Annotated in this window: 17 protein-coding genes; 14 read left to right on the forward strand and 3 right to left on the reverse strand. The window is 65.0% G+C overall.

Features of this window, described 5'->3' with window-relative positions; genetic code table 11:
- Nucleotides 1-114: 114 nt before the first annotated feature.
- The 5 genes from argS to GSQ95_RS06460 all read left to right on the forward strand — a co-directional run bounded on the left by argS (nt 115) and on the right by GSQ95_RS06460 (nt 5,199).
- Nucleotides 115-1,872: an arginine--tRNA ligase gene (argS, locus tag GSQ95_RS06440; RefSeq protein ID WP_158890927.1), complete on the forward strand. Its 1,758-nt coding sequence runs from the start codon at nt 115-117 to the stop codon at nt 1,870-1,872.
- 18 nt (nt 1,873-1,890) lie between these two features.
- Nucleotides 1,891-2,628, forward strand: a complete 738-nt coding sequence (locus GSQ95_RS06445; RefSeq protein ID WP_158890929.1) for an SPOR domain-containing protein — start codon at nt 1,891-1,893, stop codon at nt 2,626-2,628.
- Nucleotides 2,629-2,873: 245 nt separating this feature from the next.
- Nucleotides 2,874-3,407: an ATP-dependent protease subunit HslV gene (hslV, locus tag GSQ95_RS06450; RefSeq protein WP_017641034.1), complete on the forward strand. Its 534-nt coding sequence runs from the start codon at nt 2,874-2,876 to the stop codon at nt 3,405-3,407.
- A 19-nt stretch (nt 3,408-3,426) separates the two neighbouring features.
- Nucleotides 3,427-4,776, forward strand: coding sequence for an ATP-dependent protease ATPase subunit HslU (gene hslU, locus GSQ95_RS06455; protein ID WP_068384945.1), 1,350 nt, complete (start codon nt 3,427-3,429; stop codon nt 4,774-4,776).
- A gap of 51 nt (nt 4,777-4,827) precedes the next feature.
- Nucleotides 4,828-5,199, forward strand: a complete 372-nt coding sequence (locus GSQ95_RS06460; RefSeq protein ID WP_158890931.1) for a gamma-butyrobetaine hydroxylase-like domain-containing protein — start codon at nt 4,828-4,830, stop codon at nt 5,197-5,199.
- Between the two features lie 7 nt (nt 5,200-5,206).
- Here the strand turns inward: GSQ95_RS06460 and GSQ95_RS06465 are convergent, their stop codons facing one another.
- Nucleotides 5,207-5,485 (reverse strand): polyhydroxyalkanoic acid system family protein, encoded by a 279-nt coding sequence (locus tag GSQ95_RS06465; protein ID WP_158890933.1) that lies wholly within the window; start codon nt 5,483-5,485, stop codon nt 5,207-5,209.
- A 151-nt stretch (nt 5,486-5,636) separates the two neighbouring features.
- On the opposite strand from GSQ95_RS06465, the gene ubiE reads away from it, so the two are divergent.
- The 9 genes from ubiE to GSQ95_RS06510 all read left to right on the forward strand — a co-directional run bounded on the left by ubiE (nt 5,637) and on the right by GSQ95_RS06510 (nt 11,859).
- Entirely contained in the window at nt 5,637-6,407 is a 771-nt protein-coding gene (gene ubiE / locus GSQ95_RS06470) for a bifunctional demethylmenaquinone methyltransferase/2-methoxy-6-polyprenyl-1,4-benzoquinol methylase UbiE (RefSeq protein WP_017641038.1), read from the forward strand.
- The gene (locus tag GSQ95_RS06475; protein ID WP_158890935.1) at nt 6,407-7,042 is read left to right on the forward strand and encodes an SCP2 domain-containing protein; all 636 of its coding nucleotides are present in this window, start codon (nt 6,407-6,409) and stop codon (nt 7,040-7,042) included. Before ubiE ends, GSQ95_RS06475 begins: the two co-directional genes overlap by 1 nt.
- The gene (gene ubiB, locus GSQ95_RS06480; RefSeq protein ID WP_158890937.1) at nt 7,039-8,637 is read left to right on the forward strand and encodes a ubiquinone biosynthesis regulatory protein kinase UbiB; all 1,599 of its coding nucleotides are present in this window, start codon (nt 7,039-7,041) and stop codon (nt 8,635-8,637) included. Before GSQ95_RS06475 ends, ubiB begins: the two co-directional genes overlap by 4 nt.
- Before the next feature lie 334 nt (nt 8,638-8,971).
- Nucleotides 8,972-9,373 (forward strand): phosphoribosyl-AMP cyclohydrolase, encoded by a 402-nt coding sequence (hisI, locus tag GSQ95_RS06485; protein WP_158890939.1) that lies wholly within the window; start codon nt 8,972-8,974, stop codon nt 9,371-9,373.
- Complete coding sequence (locus GSQ95_RS06490) at nt 9,366-9,698, forward strand: phosphoribosyl-ATP diphosphatase (protein ID WP_158890941.1); 333 nt, start codon at nt 9,366-9,368, stop codon at nt 9,696-9,698. The genes hisI and GSQ95_RS06490 overlap by 8 nt, the downstream gene beginning before the upstream one ends.
- 27 nt (nt 9,699-9,725) lie before the next feature.
- Nucleotides 9,726-9,992 carry a twin-arginine translocase TatA/TatE family subunit gene (locus tag GSQ95_RS06495; protein ID WP_059230854.1) on the forward strand — a complete coding sequence of 89 codons (267 nt, stop codon included), beginning with the start codon at nt 9,726-9,728 and terminating at the stop codon, nt 9,990-9,992.
- A 9-nt stretch (nt 9,993-10,001) separates the two neighbouring features.
- Nucleotides 10,002-10,358, forward strand: a complete 357-nt coding sequence (gene tatB, locus GSQ95_RS06500) for a Sec-independent protein translocase protein TatB (protein WP_158890943.1) — start codon at nt 10,002-10,004, stop codon at nt 10,356-10,358.
- Nucleotides 10,355-11,152, forward strand: coding sequence for a twin-arginine translocase subunit TatC (gene tatC, locus GSQ95_RS06505; RefSeq protein WP_158890945.1), 798 nt, complete (start codon nt 10,355-10,357; stop codon nt 11,150-11,152). The genes tatB and tatC overlap by 4 nt, the downstream gene beginning before the upstream one ends.
- On the forward strand, nt 11,149-11,859 hold the full coding sequence (locus GSQ95_RS06510) for a 16S rRNA (uracil(1498)-N(3))-methyltransferase (RefSeq protein WP_158890947.1): 711 nt from the start codon (nt 11,149-11,151) through the stop codon (nt 11,857-11,859). Before tatC ends, GSQ95_RS06510 begins: the two co-directional genes overlap by 4 nt.
- A gap of 70 nt (nt 11,860-11,929) precedes the next feature.
- Here the strand turns inward: GSQ95_RS06510 and mdoH are convergent, their stop codons facing one another.
- Together mdoH and GSQ95_RS06520 are read right to left on the reverse strand one after the other, a co-directional pair.
- Nucleotides 11,930-14,527, reverse strand: a complete 2,598-nt coding sequence (gene mdoH / locus GSQ95_RS06515) for a glucans biosynthesis glucosyltransferase MdoH (RefSeq protein ID WP_158890949.1) — start codon at nt 14,525-14,527, stop codon at nt 11,930-11,932.
- Nucleotides 14,520-16,040, reverse strand: coding sequence for a glucan biosynthesis protein G (locus GSQ95_RS06520; RefSeq protein WP_178121676.1), 1,521 nt, complete (start codon nt 16,038-16,040; stop codon nt 14,520-14,522). Before GSQ95_RS06520 ends, mdoH begins: the two co-directional genes overlap by 8 nt.
- Nucleotides 16,041-16,193: the final 153 nt, after the last annotated feature.

Below are 16,193 nucleotides of genomic sequence, written 5' to 3' on the forward strand. Positions count from 1 at the left end.
TCTAGCTCGCGAGACGTTGAACAGGCTCTTACCATTGGCAAGGCCGGGCTCGCCACGGATAATGCCGGGTTTTCATCGCAGTGCGCGCTCGGCGCACGCCGAAGGCCAATGATCATGAAAGACAGCATCCGCCAGCTCATCCAGCACGCCCTCGACCGCCTGATCGCCGACGGCACCCTGCCGGCTGACGTGGCGCCGGCCATCCAGGTCGAAAACACCAAGGACAAGAGCCACGGCGACTTCGCCAGCAACGTCGCCCTGCTGCTGGCCAAGCCGGCCCGCGCCAAGCCCCGCGACCTGGCGGAAAAGCTGCTGGCCGCCCTGCCCGCCGATCCGGCGGTCAGCAAGGTGGAAATCGCCGGCCCCGGCTTTCTCAACTTCTTCCAGAATCACGCGCAACTGGCCGCGCGCCTGGATGCGGCCTTCGCCGATCCGCAGCTGGGGGTGCCCAGGCACGAGCCGCGTCAGCGCGTGGTGGTAGACCTTTCCTCGCCGAACCTGGCCAAGGAGATGCACGTCGGTCACCTGAGATCCACCATCATCGGTGACGCCGTGGCGCGGGTGCTGGAATTCCTCGGCGACGAAGTGATCCGCCAGAACCACGTGGGTGACTGGGGCACCCAGTTCGGCATGCTGCTGGCCTACATGGAAGAGCAGCCGCAAGCCGCCGAAGGCGAGCTGGCCGATCTCGAGGTGTTCTATCGCGCGGCCAAGGGGCGCTTCGACGCCTCGCCGGAATTCGCCGCTCGCGCGCGCGAACTGGTGGTGGCGCTGCAGGCCGGCGATGCCCACTGCCTGCGGCTCTGGGAACGCTTTAATGCGGTCTCCCTGTCCCATTGCCAGGAAGTCTACGACCGCCTCAACGTCCGCCTGACCCCGGCCGACGTCAAGGGCGAGAGCGCCTACAACGACGACCTGGCCCAGGTGGTGAGCGATCTGGACGCCGCCGGCCTGCTTACCGAGAGCGACGGCGCCCGCTGCGTCTTTCTCGACGAATTCAAGAACGCCGAGGGCAATCCGCTGCCGGTGATCGTGCAGAAGGCCGGTGGCGGCTATCTCTATTCCACCACCGACCTGGCCGCCATGCGCTACCGCAGCCGCCAGCTGCACGCCGATCGGGCGCTCTACTTCGTCGACCAGCGCCAGGCCCTGCACTTCCAGATGGCCTTCGAGGTGGCGCGCCGCGCCGGCTTCGTCGCGCCGACCATGCAACTCGAGCACATGGGCTTCGGCACCATGAACGGCGCCGACGGTCGCCCGTTCAAGACCCGCGACGGCGGTACCGTCAAGCTGGTCGACCTGCTCGACGAAGCCGAGGAACGTGCCTACCAGCTGGTCAAGGAGCGCAATGCCGGTCGCGCCGAGCGTGGCGAGGCACCCTTCAGCGAGGACGAACTGCGCCACATCGGCCGCGTGGTGGGCATCGCCTCGGTCAAGTACGCCGACCTGTCCAAGCACCGCACCAGCGACTACAGCTTCAACTTCGAGCAGATGCTCAGCTTCGAGGGCAATACCGCGCCCTATCTGCTGTACGCCTACACCCGCGTCGCCAGCGTGCTGCGCAAGGCCGAGCAGAGCGAACCCGCCGGCAGCATCCGCCTGGACGCCCCGCAGGAGCAGGATCTGGGCGGTCGCCTGGCGCAATTCGGCGAAATCCTCGCCAGCGTTGCCGACAAGGGCACCCCGCACCTGCTGTGCAGCTACCTCTATGACCTGGCCGGGCTGTTCTCCAGCTTCTACGAGAATTGCCCGATCCTGACCGCCGAGGACCCCGCGCTGCGCCAGAGCCGCCTGCGGCTGGCCGCCCTCACCGGGCGCACCCTCAAGCAGGGTCTGGAACTGCTCGGCCTGCACACCCTGGAACGCATGTAAGAGACGGATCACCGCCTGATGGCTACCAAGAAAGCCCCACCCAAGCGCGGCGCCAGTCGCAACACCTCGACTCCCAAGAAACAGCCCCTGCCCGGCTGGGTCTGGCTTGCGTCGGGTCTGGCCATCGGGGCCTTCGTGGTGTTCCTGATGAAGCTCGAACCAGGCAACAAGGCGGTGCAGCGTGCCAAGCCGGAAGAAGGCCGCCCGGCCGCTACGGCGGGCACTGGCAAGTCGTCGACTGCTACCGGCAAGACCGAGGGCACGCCGCCCACGCCGATCAAGCCCAAGTACGACTTCTATACCCTGCTGCCCGAATCCGAGGTGATCGTGCCGCCGGATGCCGTGCCGCGCAATCCGGCCGCCAAGCCGACTACCCCGGCCAAAGCGGATGCCGCCGCGACCCCGGCGCAACCCGGCCAGCCGGCGACCACGACGTCGGCGACGCCCGCGACCACCGCGGGCCAGCCGGCCGCCACGCCGCCCAAGGAAGCCACCACCAAGGCCCAGCCGCCGGTAACCCTGTTCTTCCTCCAAGCGGGTTCCTTCCGCACCCAGGCCGATGCCGACCGGGTCCGCGCCCAGATCATCATGCTCGGCCAGGACGTGCGGGTGGAGTCGGGCAAGGTCAAGGACGACACCTGGTACCGGGTACTGGTCGGCCCCTACAGCGATCGCGACCAGCTGACCCAGGCGCAGAAACAGCTCGCCGGCAGCGGCTTCAAGAATCTGTTGCTGCAACAGCGACGCGGTCACTAAAGCGTCTGCCCATGGCCTGCTGCGCGTCGGCCAAACGGCGTTGAAAACTCTCTCGGAATGCTCATTTACCACGCGTAAACTGCGCTTCCTCGAGAATTTTCGCCTGGTTTGGCGCTAGCTCGCGAGGCCGTGAACAGACGCTCACCTGCCGAATCCCCCCGTCGCGGCGCTTGAAGGGCGTCGCGGCCATCCCCATATCTCTGCGTAACCGGGGCCGACGCCCCAAGCAACGCGGAGAGATTCCCTTGACCACCATCGTTTCTGTACGCCGCAACGGCAAGGTCGTGATCGGCGGCGACGGCCAGGTTTCCCTGGGCAACACCGTCATGAAAGGCAACGCCAAGAAAGTCCGGCGGCTGTACCGGGGCGAGGTGCTGGCCGGTTTCGCCGGCGGTACCGCCGACGCCTTCACCCTTTTCGAGCGCTTCGAGGCGCAACTCGAGAAGCACCAGGGCCACCTGGTTCGCGCCGCCGTCGAGCTGGCCAAGGACTGGCGTACCGACCGTGCCCTGCGCCGTCTGGAAGCCATGCTGGCGGTCGCCAACAAGGACGCCTCCCTGATCATCACCGGCAACGGCGACGTGGTGGAACCCGAAGAAGGCCTGATCGCCATGGGCTCCGGTGGCGCCTATGCCCAGGCCGCCGCTCGCGCCCTGCTCATGCACACCGACCTCAGTGCCCGCGAGATCGCCGAGACCTCCCTGAATATCGCCGGTGACATCTGCGTGTTCACCAACCGCAACCTGACCATCGAGGAGCTGGACGCGCCCCAGGCGTGATCCGGTTTAGAGACTGCCCATGTCCATGACCCCCCGCGAGATCGTCCACGAACTCAATCGCCACATCATCGGCCAGGACGACGCCAAGCGCGCCGTGGCCATCGCCCTGCGCAACCGCTGGCGGCGCATGCAGCTGCCCGTCGAGCTGCGCCCCGAGGTCACCCCCAAGAACATCCTGATGATAGGCCCCACGGGTGTGGGCAAGACCGAGATCGCCCGGCGCCTGGCCAAGCTGGCCAATGCGCCCTTCCTCAAGGTGGAAGCCACCAAGTTCACCGAGGTCGGCTATGTCGGCCGCGACGTCGAGTCCATCATCCGTGACCTGGCCGACGCCGCCGTGAAGATGCTGCGCGAACAGGAGATGGTGCGTAACCGCCATCGCGCCGAAGACGCCGCCGAAGAGCGCATCCTCGATGCCCTGCTGCCGCCCGCGCGGCCGTCGGTAGGCTTCAGCAACGAACCCCAACCGACCGCCACCGATAGCAACACCCGTCAGCTGTTCCGCAAGCGCCTGCGCGAAGGCCAGCTGGACGACAAGGAAATCGACATCGAGGTGGCCGATGCCCCCGCTGGCGTCGAGATCATGACCCCGCCCGGCATGGAGGAGATGACCAGCCAACTGCAGAATCTCTTCGCCGGCATGCACAAGGGCAAGACCAAGCAGCGCAAGCTCAAGGTCAAGGAAGCGCTCAAGCTGGTACGCGACGAAGAAGCCGCGCGCCTGGTCAACGAGGAAGAACTCAAGGGCCGCGCCCTGGAAGCCGTCGAGCAGCACGGCATCGTCTTCATCGACGAGATCGACAAGGTCGCCAAGCGTGGCAACACCAGCGGTGCCGATGTCTCCCGCGAGGGTGTGCAGCGTGACCTGCTGCCGCTGATCGAAGGCTGCACCGTCAACACCAAGCTGGGCATGGTCAAGACCGACCATATCCTGTTCATCGCCTCGGGCGCCTTCCACCTGTCCAAGCCCAGCGACCTGGTGCCGGAGCTGCAGGGTCGCCTGCCGATTCGCGTCGAACTCAAGGCGCTGACCCCGCAGGACTTCGAGCGCATCCTCACCGAGCCCCATGCCTCGCTCACCGAGCAGTATCGCGAACTGCTCAAGACCGAGGGGCTGCTGGTGGAATTCGCCGCCGATGGCATCACCCGCATCGCCGAGATCGCCTGGCAGGTCAACGAGAAGACCGAGAACATCGGTGCCCGGCGCCTGCACACCCTACTGGAACGCCTGCTGGAAGAGGTGTCCTTCAGCGCCGCCGATCTCGCCGGCCAGCAGAATGGCGAGCCCATCGTCATCGACGCGGCCTATGTGAACGGCCACCTGGGCGAACTCGCCCAGGACGAAGACCTGTCGCGCTATATACTGTGACGATACTGCCGGCGTCGCTGGGCGCCGGCTTCTTCCGCGAGATCAGTTGCCATGCGTACCCCAACCGCCATCCAGCTCCACAAGGCCTCGAAGATCCTCAGCGTCAGCTATGGCGCGGAAACCTTCGAGCTGCCCGCCGAATTTCTGCGGGTACACTCGCCTTCGGCCGAGGTCCAGGGACACGGCAATCCGGTATTGCAATGGGGCAAGCAGCAGGTCGGCATCAGCGCCGTCGAACCGGCGGGGCGCTACGCGATCAAGCTGACCTTCGATGACGGCCACGACAGCGGTCTGTTCAGCTGGGACTATCTCTATGAACTGGGCAGTCGCCGCGACGAACTCTGGGCCGACTACCTGGAACAGCTGGCCCGCGCCGGCAAGACGCGGGACCCCCACGTCAGCGCGGTCAAGCTGATGCTCTAGCCCTGGCTCAGGCCGCCAGGGCCTTGTCCAGCTTGCGCTCGATCTCTTTCTCGATCTGGCCACTGAGCATCGAGAACATCATGCCCAGAGTCGCCAGCACCCGCACCTGGTGTTCACCGACCTCGATCCGTCCATCCACGCCGCTACGCGTGAATGTCAGGGTATCGCCCTCCCAGGCGCAGGCCACCCCATAGTCACGCGTGAGTTTTTCGGCCAGTTGATCGGCCTTCTGGCGAACGCCTTCCAAGCCAAGCGAATGACTGCGTTCGATGGTGATCTGGGACATCGGGGAACTCCGGATAAGGGGCCCTGACTATAGCGAGGGCCCGCCGCGTCGCCAATCGCGAGAACCGAGCGGTCAGCCCCCGTTTTAGCCGGGCATGCCGGGCGATCGGCCTGCTAGAATGCCCTCTTGTCCCTGTCCCAGGTGTAGCCCCATGAGCGATCCGCGCAAAGGCCCCGAGGCCGAATCCCAGACCCACTTCGGCTACCAGAGCGTTCCGGAGAGCCAGAAGGCTTACAAGGTCGCGGAGGTCTTCCATTCGGTGGCGGCCAAGTACGATGTGATGAACGACCTGATGTCGGCGGGCATCCACCGGCTGTGGAAGAGATTCACCATCGAGCTCTCCGGTGTGCGCCGCGGCAACCGCGTGCTGGACATCGCCGGCGGCACCGGCGACCTGACCAAGCAGTTCGCCCGCCTGGTCGGCCCCACCGGCGAGGTGGTCCTGGCTGACATCAACGATTCCATGCTCCGGGTCGGCCGCGACCGCCTGCTCGACGAAGGCGTCGCCAGCAATGTGCGCTTCGTCCAGGCGGATGCCGAGAAGCTGCCCTTCCCCGACAACCATTTCGACTGCATCACCATCGCCTTCGGCCTGCGCAACGTCACCCACAAGGACCAGGCCCTGGCCTCGATGCTGCGCGTGCTCAAGCCGGGTGGCCGACTGCTGGTGCTGGAATTCTCCAAGCCCACCAACCCGCTGGTGTCCAAGGCCTATGACGCCTACTCCTTCGGCTTCCTGCCGCTGATGGGCAAGCTGGTGGCCGGTGACGCCGAAAGCTATCGCTACCTGGCCGAATCCATCCGCATGCACCCCGATCAGCAGACCCTCAAGGCCATGATGGAAGAGACCGGTTTCGCCCGGGTCACCTTCCATAACATGACCGGCGGCGTGGTCGCCCTGCATCGCGGCATCAAGCCCTGATGGCCCTCGTCACCCAGGCATTGCTGGCCGCGCTGGAGCGTGGCCTGAATCCGCTGCTGGCGCTCGATCCGGTGGCCTTGCCGCGGTTGGCCGGCCTGACCGGCCGGGTGATCGCGGTGCAGACCCGGCAACCGGCGCTACGCCTGTACGTCCTGCCCGCGGGTGACGGCCTGCACTTCGCCGCCCATCACGAAGGCGATATCGACTGCACCCTGAGTGCCCCGGCGACACGTCTGGCCGAACTGGCCCTGGCCCGTGACAAGCAGCGGGTGCTGCACCAGCCGGACGTACGTCTGGAGGGCGACAGCACCCTGTTGATCGAGCTGGCCGACATCCTGCAGAAGCTGGAGCTGGACTGGCAGCACGAGGTCAGTCGCTGGCTCGGCCCGCTGCCGGCGGCGCTGCTGGGCGATCTGGCCCGGCGCGGCCAGGCGCTCGGTGAACAGAGCCGTGACAGCCTGCAACTGACGCTGTCCAACTGGCTGAACGAGGAGAGCCGCCAACTGGTGGGTCGTCTCGAAGGTGAGGCCCGCTTCGCCGAGATCGATGCCCTGCGCCTGGACGTGGATCGTCTCGACGCCCGTCTCGCCCGCCTGGGCACCGCCCGCAACGCCAGGGATAACCCCGACGAATGAAGCTGTTCGCTGCCCTCAACCGCCTGTTGCGGATCTTCTTCGTGGTCATCCGCTATCGGCTTGACGACATCGTCTATGCCCTGCCGCTGCCCTGGTACCTGCGTGCCACCCGCTACGTGCTGCCCTGGCGCTGGTTGCCGCGGCCGAGCAAGACCCTGCCCCGCGGCGCCCGCCTACGCCTGGCGCTGGAAGGTCTGGGCCCGGTGTTCGTCAAGTTCGGGCAGATCCTTTCCACCCGGCGCGACCTCATGCCCGAGGATATCGCCGACGAACTGATGTTCCTGCAGGACAAGGTCCCGCCCTTTCCGCCGGAAAAGGCCGTGGCGCTTATCGAGTCCCAGCTCGGCGTCCCCATCAAGCAGGCCTTCGCCCGCTTCGATCACCAGCCGCTGGCCTCGGCCTCGGTGGCCCAGGTCCATGCCGCCCAGCTACGGACCGGCGAAGAGGTGGTGGTCAAGGTGGTGCGCCCGGGGTTGAAGAACATCATCAGCCAGGACATCGCCTGGCTGTTCCTGCTGGCGCGCCTGGCCGAACGGCTGTCCGCCGAAGCCCGCCGCCTGCACCCGATGGACGTGGTCAGTGACTACGAGAAGACCATCTACGACGAGCTGGACCTGTTGCGCGAAGCGGCCAACTCCAGCCAGCTCAGACGCAATTTCGACGGCTCCGAGCGTCTCTATGTGCCCCAGGTGTACTGGGACTGGTGCCGCGAGCGGGTGCTGGTCATGGAGCGCATCTACGGCATCCCGGTGACCGACCTGGCCGCCCTGCGCGACCAGGGCACCGACTTCAAGCTGCTGGCCGAGCGCGGCGTGGAGATCTTCTTCACCCAGGTCTTCCGCGACAGCTTCTTCCACGCCGACATGCACCCGGGCAACATCTTCGTCAGCACCGCCAAGCCCTGGGATCCGCTCTACATCGCGGTGGACTGCGGCATCATTGGCAGCCTGACCCCCGAGGACCAGGACTACTTGGCGCGCAACCTCTGGGCCTTCTTCCAGCGCGACTACCGCAAGGTCGCCCAGCTGCACATCGACTCCGGCTGGGTGCCGGCCAACACCCAGGTCAACGAACTGGAAGCGGCCATCCGCACCGTCTGCGAACCCATCTTCGAGAAGCCGCTCAAGGACATCTCCTTCGGCCAGCTGCTGCTGCGGCTGTTCCAGGTGGCGCGGCGCTTCAACATGGAGATCCAGCCGCAACTGGTGCTCCTGCAGAAGACCCTGCTCAACATCGAGGGGCTGGGTCGCCAGCTCTATCCGGACCTGGACCTCTGGTCCACCGCCAAGCCCTACCTGGAAAAGTGGATGCGCAAGCGGCTAAGTCCGCCGCAGGTCGCCCGCAATATCCAGCAGCAACTGGAACAAATTCCTCATCTGGCACAGATGGCGCGCGATACCCTGGAACGCATCACCCAGCCGCATCGCAAGGATCCACCCAACCCCTGGGGCAGACGCAACGACGACTGGATCGTGCGGGTAATCGGTGCCGTCCTGCTGGTGGGCGCGGCGCAGCTGGGTCTCGAACCCCAGCCCCACGCCTGGCCGGCCTGGGCCATGCTGGTCGGCGGCCTGGTTCTGGTGATCAGGCGCTGAACTCCTTAAGCTGTAACCGTCCTGTCATCTTTATCGGTCGAAATACACGCCCTCAGCCACTGGTGCCCTGCCGCTGTATTCGAACTGCGTCTTGTGCGAGGCTAGGGTCTGTCTGAAAAGTCGCGGAACGAAGATCAGGCAAGGCGCAACGACCAACGGGAGTAACAGCCAAGGGCTGGCCCGCAGGGTGAGCGCCAGCGAATCAAATCCGTGAGGAAGCGGAGTTTACGAAGGGTAAATGAGCATTCCGGATGGATTTTTAACGCCGCATGACCGAGCGCAGGTATTTTTCGGACAGAGCCCCGTACCCTAATTCGTAGTATTGAACAGACTCATGAACGACTGGTTAGACGAGATCCACTGGAACAGCGACGGCCTGGTACCGGCCATCGCCCAGGACCCCACCTCGGGGCGCATCCTGATGATGGCCTGGATGAACCGCGAATCCCTGGCCCTGACCGCCGCCGAAGGCCGTGCGGTCTACTGGTCGCGCTCGCGCAACCGTCTGTGGCGCAAGGGCGAGGAGTCCGGTCACGTACAGCGGGTCATCGAACTGCGTCTGGATTGCGACGCCGACGTGGTGGTCCTGCAGGTGGAGCAACTTGGCGGCATTGCCTGCCACACCGGTCGGGAGAGCTGCTTCTATCGCGTGCTGCGCGATGGCGAGTGGACGACTGTCGACCCGGTGGTCAAGGACCCCAGCGCCATCTATGCCGGAGGGCACGGCCATGACTGACACCCTCACGCGTCTGGCGCAGGTACTGGAAGAACGCAAGCAGGCCGCGCCGGATTCCTCCTATGTGGCCAGCCTCTATCACAAGGGCCTGAACAAGATCCTGGAAAAGGTCGGCGAAGAAAGCATCGAGACCATTCTCGCAGCGAAAGACGCCGCCATCAGCCAGCAGTACGACGACGTCATCTACGAGACCGCCGACCTCTGGTTCCACAGCCTGATCATGCTCTCGGCCCTAGGCCAGCATCCCCAGGCCGTGCTGGACGAACTGGATCGTCGTTTCGGCCTCTCCGGGCATGCCGAAAAGGCCGCCCGTACACAATCCTGACCCCAAGCTTCGCAACGAGGAAAGACCATGGGTATCTTCGACTGGAAACACTGGATCGTCATCCTGCTCGTCGTGGTGATCGTCTTTGGCACCAAGCGCCTCAAGCACCTCGGCTCCGACGTGGGCGAGGCCATCAAGGGCTTTCGCAAGGCCATGCACACCGACGAGGATGACAAGGCCGAACAGCCGACGCCGACCACCAGCACGGCCAACCCCAACGCTCCCCTGAATCGCCCCCAGACCTTCGACGCCGAGCATCGCAAGGTCGAAGAGCCGGTGGTGCGCAAGGACTAAGGCCCCGCCATGTTCGGAATCAGCTTTCCCGAAATGATGCTCGTGGGGTTCGTCGCCCTGCTGGTGCTGGGTCCGGAACGCCTGCCAGGTGCCGCCCGCACCGCGGGACTGTGGATCGGTCGCCTGAGGCGCAGCTTCAACAGCATCCGCCAGGAAGTGGAGCGCGAGATCGGCGCTGACGAAATTCGCCAGCAATTGCGCAACGAGCATATCCTGTCCATGGAACAGCGCGACAACCGGCCCAAGCCTGCCGCTTCCACCTCGGAAGTCCAGACACCGCCCGCCGCCGCTGCTCCGCCCATGCCCCAGGACGTGGTTGCCGAACGCCCGCAGGATCCGCCCCAGACGCCGCCAAGAGCACCATGAGCGACAAGCCCTCCGAACACGATGACCAGGAAATGCCCCTGGTCTCGCACCTCACCGAATTGCGTACCCGTATCCTCAGATGCGTGCTGGCGACCTTTCTGATCTTCCTCGGGCTGTTCTACTTCGCCCAGAAGATCTATGCCTTCGCCTCCGAGCCGATCCGCCGCGTCCTTCCCGAAGGCGCGACCATGATCTCCACGGACGTCACCTCGCCGTTCCTCGCGCCCTTCAAGCTGACCCTGGTAGTGTCGCTGTTCATCGCCATGCCGGTGATCCTGCACCAGGTCTGGGGATTCATCGCGCCAGGACTCTATCGCCATGAGAAGAAGGTCGCCATCCCGCTGCTGATCTCCAGCATCGTGCTGTTCTATGCCGGCATGGCCTTCGCCTACTTCCTGGTGTTCCCGATCATCTTCCACTTCTTCAGCAGCATTACGCCGGAAGGCGCCGTGATGATGCCGGATCTGAATGCCTACCTGGATTTCATCCTGACGCTGTTCTTCGCCTTTGGCGTGGCCTTCGAGATTCCGGTGGCCACCGTACTGCTGATCTGGATCGGCGTGGTCGACGTCACCTACCTGAAGAAGATCCGCCCCTACGTCATCATCGGCTGCTTCGTGGTCGGCATGATCCTGACCCCGCCGGATGTCTTCTCCCAGACCATGCTGGCCGTACCCATGTGGCTGCTGTTCGAGATCGGCCTGCTGTTCGGTCGCTTCGTGCAGAAGCGCGAGCGCCCGCTCAGCGACGAAGATGCCAGTCCCGACGCCCAGCCGCCCGCCGAACGCCCGTGAATCTGATCCTCCTCGAGGCGGCCGACTTCACGGCCGCTGACCGGGTCGTGCTACGCGATCCGCGCCGTCTCGCCCATCTGCGCGAGGTCCACCAGGCGGCCGCCGGCGACCGAATGCGCGTCGGCCTGCTAAACGGCCTGATGGGTACCGGTCATATCGAGTCCCTCGATGCCGGCCAGGCCTGCCTGAACGTCACCCTCGATCAGCCGCCACCGGCCAAGCTGCCACTCACCCTGCTGCTGGCCCTGCCCCGCCCCAAGATGCTGCGCCGGGTGCTGCAGACCGTGTCCGCCATGGGTGTCGCGCGACTGGTACTGCTCAACAGCTATCGCGTGGAAAAGAGCTTCTGGCAGACGCCGTTCCTGGCGCCCGAGGCCATCGAGGAGCAACTGCGCCTGGGGCTGGAGCAGGCCCGGGACACGGTGCTGCCGGAGGTGCTGATCGAAAAGAGATTCAAGCCCTTCGTCGAGGATCGCCTGCCTGCACTCGCCGCCGGCAGCCGTGGCCTGGTCGGGCATCCGGGCAGCTATCCCGCCTGCCCTCGTGCGCTCAGCGAGCCCGTGACGCTGGCGATCGGGCCCGAGGGTGGCTGGATACCCTACGAGGTCGAGAAGCTACAGGAAGCGGGCCTGGCGCCCGTGCAGCTCGGCGAACGCATCCTGCGCGTGGAGAACGCCGTACCCACCCTCCTCGCCCGCCTGTTCTAGCCGGATTACGGACAAGAAAAAGCCCCGGTGTCTCGCGACACCGGGGCTTTTTCGTGGGCGGAGCGCCTCCTCAGGAGGCGGGCCGCGGGGTCATGTTTGCAGGACTGGCCGCGGTATCCGCCGCCGAATCGCTGTGGGAGCGTGGCCGCAGGGTGGCATAGGCCTCCCGCCAGTTGCGGTGCTCTTCGGCCTTCCAGACCTGCAGGTGCAATTGCGCCATGCCGTCCGGATCGCTGAGCAGGCGCCACTGGTCGTCGCCCTTGGTCTTCTCGGGACCGGCAGCCAGGACCCGTGCCACCCGCTCTTCGCGCAGCCGACGGGCCGGCTCCACCACCTTGCCGTGGCGACCACGGGCCATGCCGATGGCCAGGGCATTGAGCACCGGATCGACAGTGGCGCGCAGGAAGCCCTTGGTCAGGGCATTGCGGTTGTTCAGGTGCAGGTACTCATCGGTCGCCACCAGCTCGCGCGGCGGTGCGTACTCTTCCGGGATAAGGAACAGATGATGGCGACGACTGCCCAGCCCCAGGTTGGTCCGACTGGAAATCACCGACACCGGCGCCGACAGGATCAGCGACACCACGATGGGCGACAGCCACCAGAGGAAGCGCGGGTCCAGCCAGGCCACGCCGGCGGTCCAGATCAGACCGAGCAGCATCTGCGAACCATGGCGGCGGAAGGCTTCGCTCCAGGGTGTGTCGTTGTCGTCACGCTGGGGCGAATTCCACTGCACCGACCAGCCGAGGAAGGCCGCGGTCACGAACACCGTGTGGAAGAGCATCCGCACCGGTGCCAGCAGCACCGAGAAGAGCATCTCCAGCATCATGGAGAGGAACAGCCGCAACCCACCGCCGAATTCCTTCGCGCCCTTGGCGATGATCAGCACCACGCTGAGCAGCTTGGGCAGGAACAGCAGGATCAGGGTGGTGGAGAACAGGGCTATGGCCTGCTCCGGATGCCACTGGGGCCAGACCGGAAACAGCTGACGAGGCTGGAAGAAGTACTGGGGTTCCAGCAACTTGTGGATCGCCAGCAGCGCCGTAGACAGCACCAGGAAGAGGAACCACAGCGGCGCCGACAGGTAGGACATCACCCCAGTGAGGAACACCGCGCGGTGCACCGGGTGCATGCCCTTGACCAGGAACAGCCGGAAATTCATCAGGTTGCCATGACACCAGCGGCGGTCGCGCTTGAGTTCGTCCAGCAGGTTGGGCGGCAGCTCCTCGTAGCTGCCCGGCAGGTCGTAGGCGATCCACACGCCCCAGCCGGAGCGCCGCATCAGGGCGGCTTCGACGAAGTCGTGGGAGAGAATCGCACCCGCGAACGAACCCGTGCCCGGTAGCGGAGCCAGGGCGCAATGGTCGATGAACGGCTTGACCCGGATGATGGCGTTGTGGCCCCAGTAGTGGGATTCACCGAGTTGCCAGAAGTGCAGACCGGCGGTGAACAGCGGTCCGTACACCCGGGTGGCGAACTGCTGCAGACGCGCATACAGGGTATCCATGCCGGACGCCTTGGGCGCGGTCTGGATGATGCCGGCACGGGGATTGGCTTCCATCAGCCGGACCAGGCTGGACAGGCATTCGCCACTCATTACGCTGTCGGCGTCGAGCACCACCATGTACTTGTACTGGCTGCCCCAGCGACGGCAGAAGTCGTCGATGTTGCCACTCTTGCGCTTCACCCGACGGCGGCGACGGCGATAGAAGATGTGGCCGAAGCCGCCGACCTCGCGGCACAGCTCCAGCCAGGCCTTCTCTTCGGCCACGCATTTGTCGGGGTCGTTGCTGTCGCTGAGGATGAAAAAGTCGAAGTGCTCCAGCTCGCCGCTGGCGCGGACCGACTCGTAGGTCGCGCGCAGACCGGCAAAGACCCGCGGCACGTCTTCGTTGGCGATCGGCATCACCAGGGCGGTACGCGACTGGGGATCGATCGGCTCGGTGCCGGTGGAACTGGCCGAGATGCTGTACTTGTCACGTCCGCTGAGCAGTTGCCAGAAGCCCATCAGGGCGGTCCAGAAACCGGCGGAGACCCAGCAGAACAGCAGGGCGAAGAGCAACAGGATGCTGGTCTGCACCACATAGGGCAGCACCTGGCGGATGGACTCGCCCCAGCCCTGGCGGTAGACCTCGCTGAGATCGACCAGCGCCCAGCCCTGATAGGGCAGCACGGCCTTCATGTACCAGGTGGCGATGCCGGTCTGCACCAGCATCAGGATGAGCAGGATGAAGCGCCGGAAGGAACCCACCTTGCGCCAGTGCGCATGGGCATCGGCTTCCGGATCGGGCTGCCAGCGACTGTGGTCCTTGCGGCCGAGCAGACGCTTCCAGCTCCGCGCCACGGGATTGGTGCGCCAGGGATCGGGCACCATCATGGAGCGGGTCATGGGCGGGGTGGCCTTGATGAAGACACGCCCCTGGGCATCGCTGCCCAGTAGTTCGCCGTCGTCCAGCGTCTCGTCCCAACCGGCGGCCAGGCGCGCCTCGGTGGAAGCGATCACCGCGTCGGCGCCCTGGGCGCCCTCGCCGCGGGCACCGGCCAGTTGCCGGTGCAGCGACTCGACATCGGCCGTCTGGTCCAGCGCCTGCCGCTGCCCGGAGGGCAACGGCAGGTGTTCGAGGTAGTCGCCAGTGGCGGCGACCGAGGTATCGCGGGTGGTGTTATTCATTGGCAGGTAGCTGGTAAGTCCAGGTTTCGCTGAGCGGTTTGTCACCCTGGGCGAGGTTGGCGCGCATTTCCACCGGCTTGGTCTGATCCTTGACCTTGAGTCTCAAGGTCAGGCGATAGCCCTTGGTAACCGGGTTGTAGCGCACAGAGTTCTCGACCAGTTCACCGTTGGCGTCCAGGCTGACCTGGGAGCCGACCTGCGAATCCTCGGGCAGATCGTCGAGATTCGGCCCTTCGAAATCGATGATGTAGGCCAGGCTGCCATCGGTCTGACGCACTAGGTTGGACTGCCGCACATCGCCGGTGGACAGGCGGGTCTGAGCGACCCAGGCCAGGTCCTTGGTGTGCAGGTTGGGCTCGTCGGTGGTGAAGTGCAGGCGATAGCTGACATCGATCGGCTGGCCCTTCTCCGGCAGGGTGTCCGGCGTCCAGAAGGCCACGATGTTGTCGTTGGTCTCGTCCGGGGTGGGGATTTCCACCAGTTCGACATGCCCCTTGCCCCAGTCGCCCTTGGGCTCCACCCAGCCACTGGGACGCTTGTCGTAGCGCTCGTCCAGGTCCTGGTACTTGTAGAACTCGTGGCCGCGCTGCAGCAGACCGAAACCGCGCGGATTCTCGATGGTGTAGGTGCTGACCGAGAGCCGACGCGGGTTGTTCAGCGGACGCCACAGCCACTCGCCATTGCCGGCGTGGATCGCCAGGCCATTGGAGTCGTGCAGGGCCGGACGATAGTTGACCTGGGCGCTCGGCTGGTTGGGACCGAACAGGTACATGCTGGTCAGCGGCGCGATGCCGAGCTTGTTGACGTTATCGCGCAGGAACACCTTGGCTTCGACGTCGACGGTGCTGTCCTTGCCGGGGGTCAGCACGAAGCGATAGGCACCGGTGGCCCGCGGCGAATCGAGCAGTGCATAGATCACCAGGTTGCGACGATCCGACTGGGGTTGTTCGACCCAGAACTCGGTGAAGCGCGGGAACTCCTCGCCGGACGGCAGGGCGGTGTCGATGGCCAGACCACGGGCGGACAGGCCATAGACCTGGTTCTTGCCGATCACGCGGAAATAGCTGGCGCCGAGCATGGTCATCAGCTCGTCATGCTTGTCCGCCTTGTTCAGCGGATAGAGCACCTTGAATCCGGCGAAGCCGAGATCCTTGAGCTGGGCCTGGTCGATCTGCAGATTGCCGAAGTTGAACATCGAGGGATCGTATTTGATCTCTTCGACGTTGTTGGCGGTGACCTCGTTGATCTTCACCGGCACGCTGTAATGCATGCCCTCGTGATAGAAATTCAACCGGAAGGGGGTCTTGGCATCCTTCCAGTAGGCCTTGTCCTGATTGAAGGTGATCTGCTGATAGTCGGCATACTTCATGCCGCTGAAGGATGCGGGCAGGTTGCTCTTGGGCGCGACGAATTTCTGGCCGGAGAGTTCTTTGGCCTTGGCGGCCACGTCGTCCAGGCTGAAGGCCAGGGCCTGGGCACTGAAGAGACCCAGTGCGACGGAGAGCCCGATCAGGGCGAAGCCCTGCTTGCCCGGCTTAACTTTGGAATGAGATAACACGCAGCCTCCTAAATCAGCGTACGAATACGTTTGGCGACGGGTAGTCGCGAAACGGATAGGCAGTGGTCCGACCCCCTCGGGGGGCAATGATTCCCCGATTGGACGACC

Origin of the sequence: Pseudomonas sp. BAV 4579 (assembly GCF_009765395.1) — a bacterium.
In the GTDB taxonomy this organism is placed as follows: domain Bacteria; phylum Pseudomonadota; class Gammaproteobacteria; order Pseudomonadales; family Pseudomonadaceae; genus Chryseomonas; species Chryseomonas aestiva.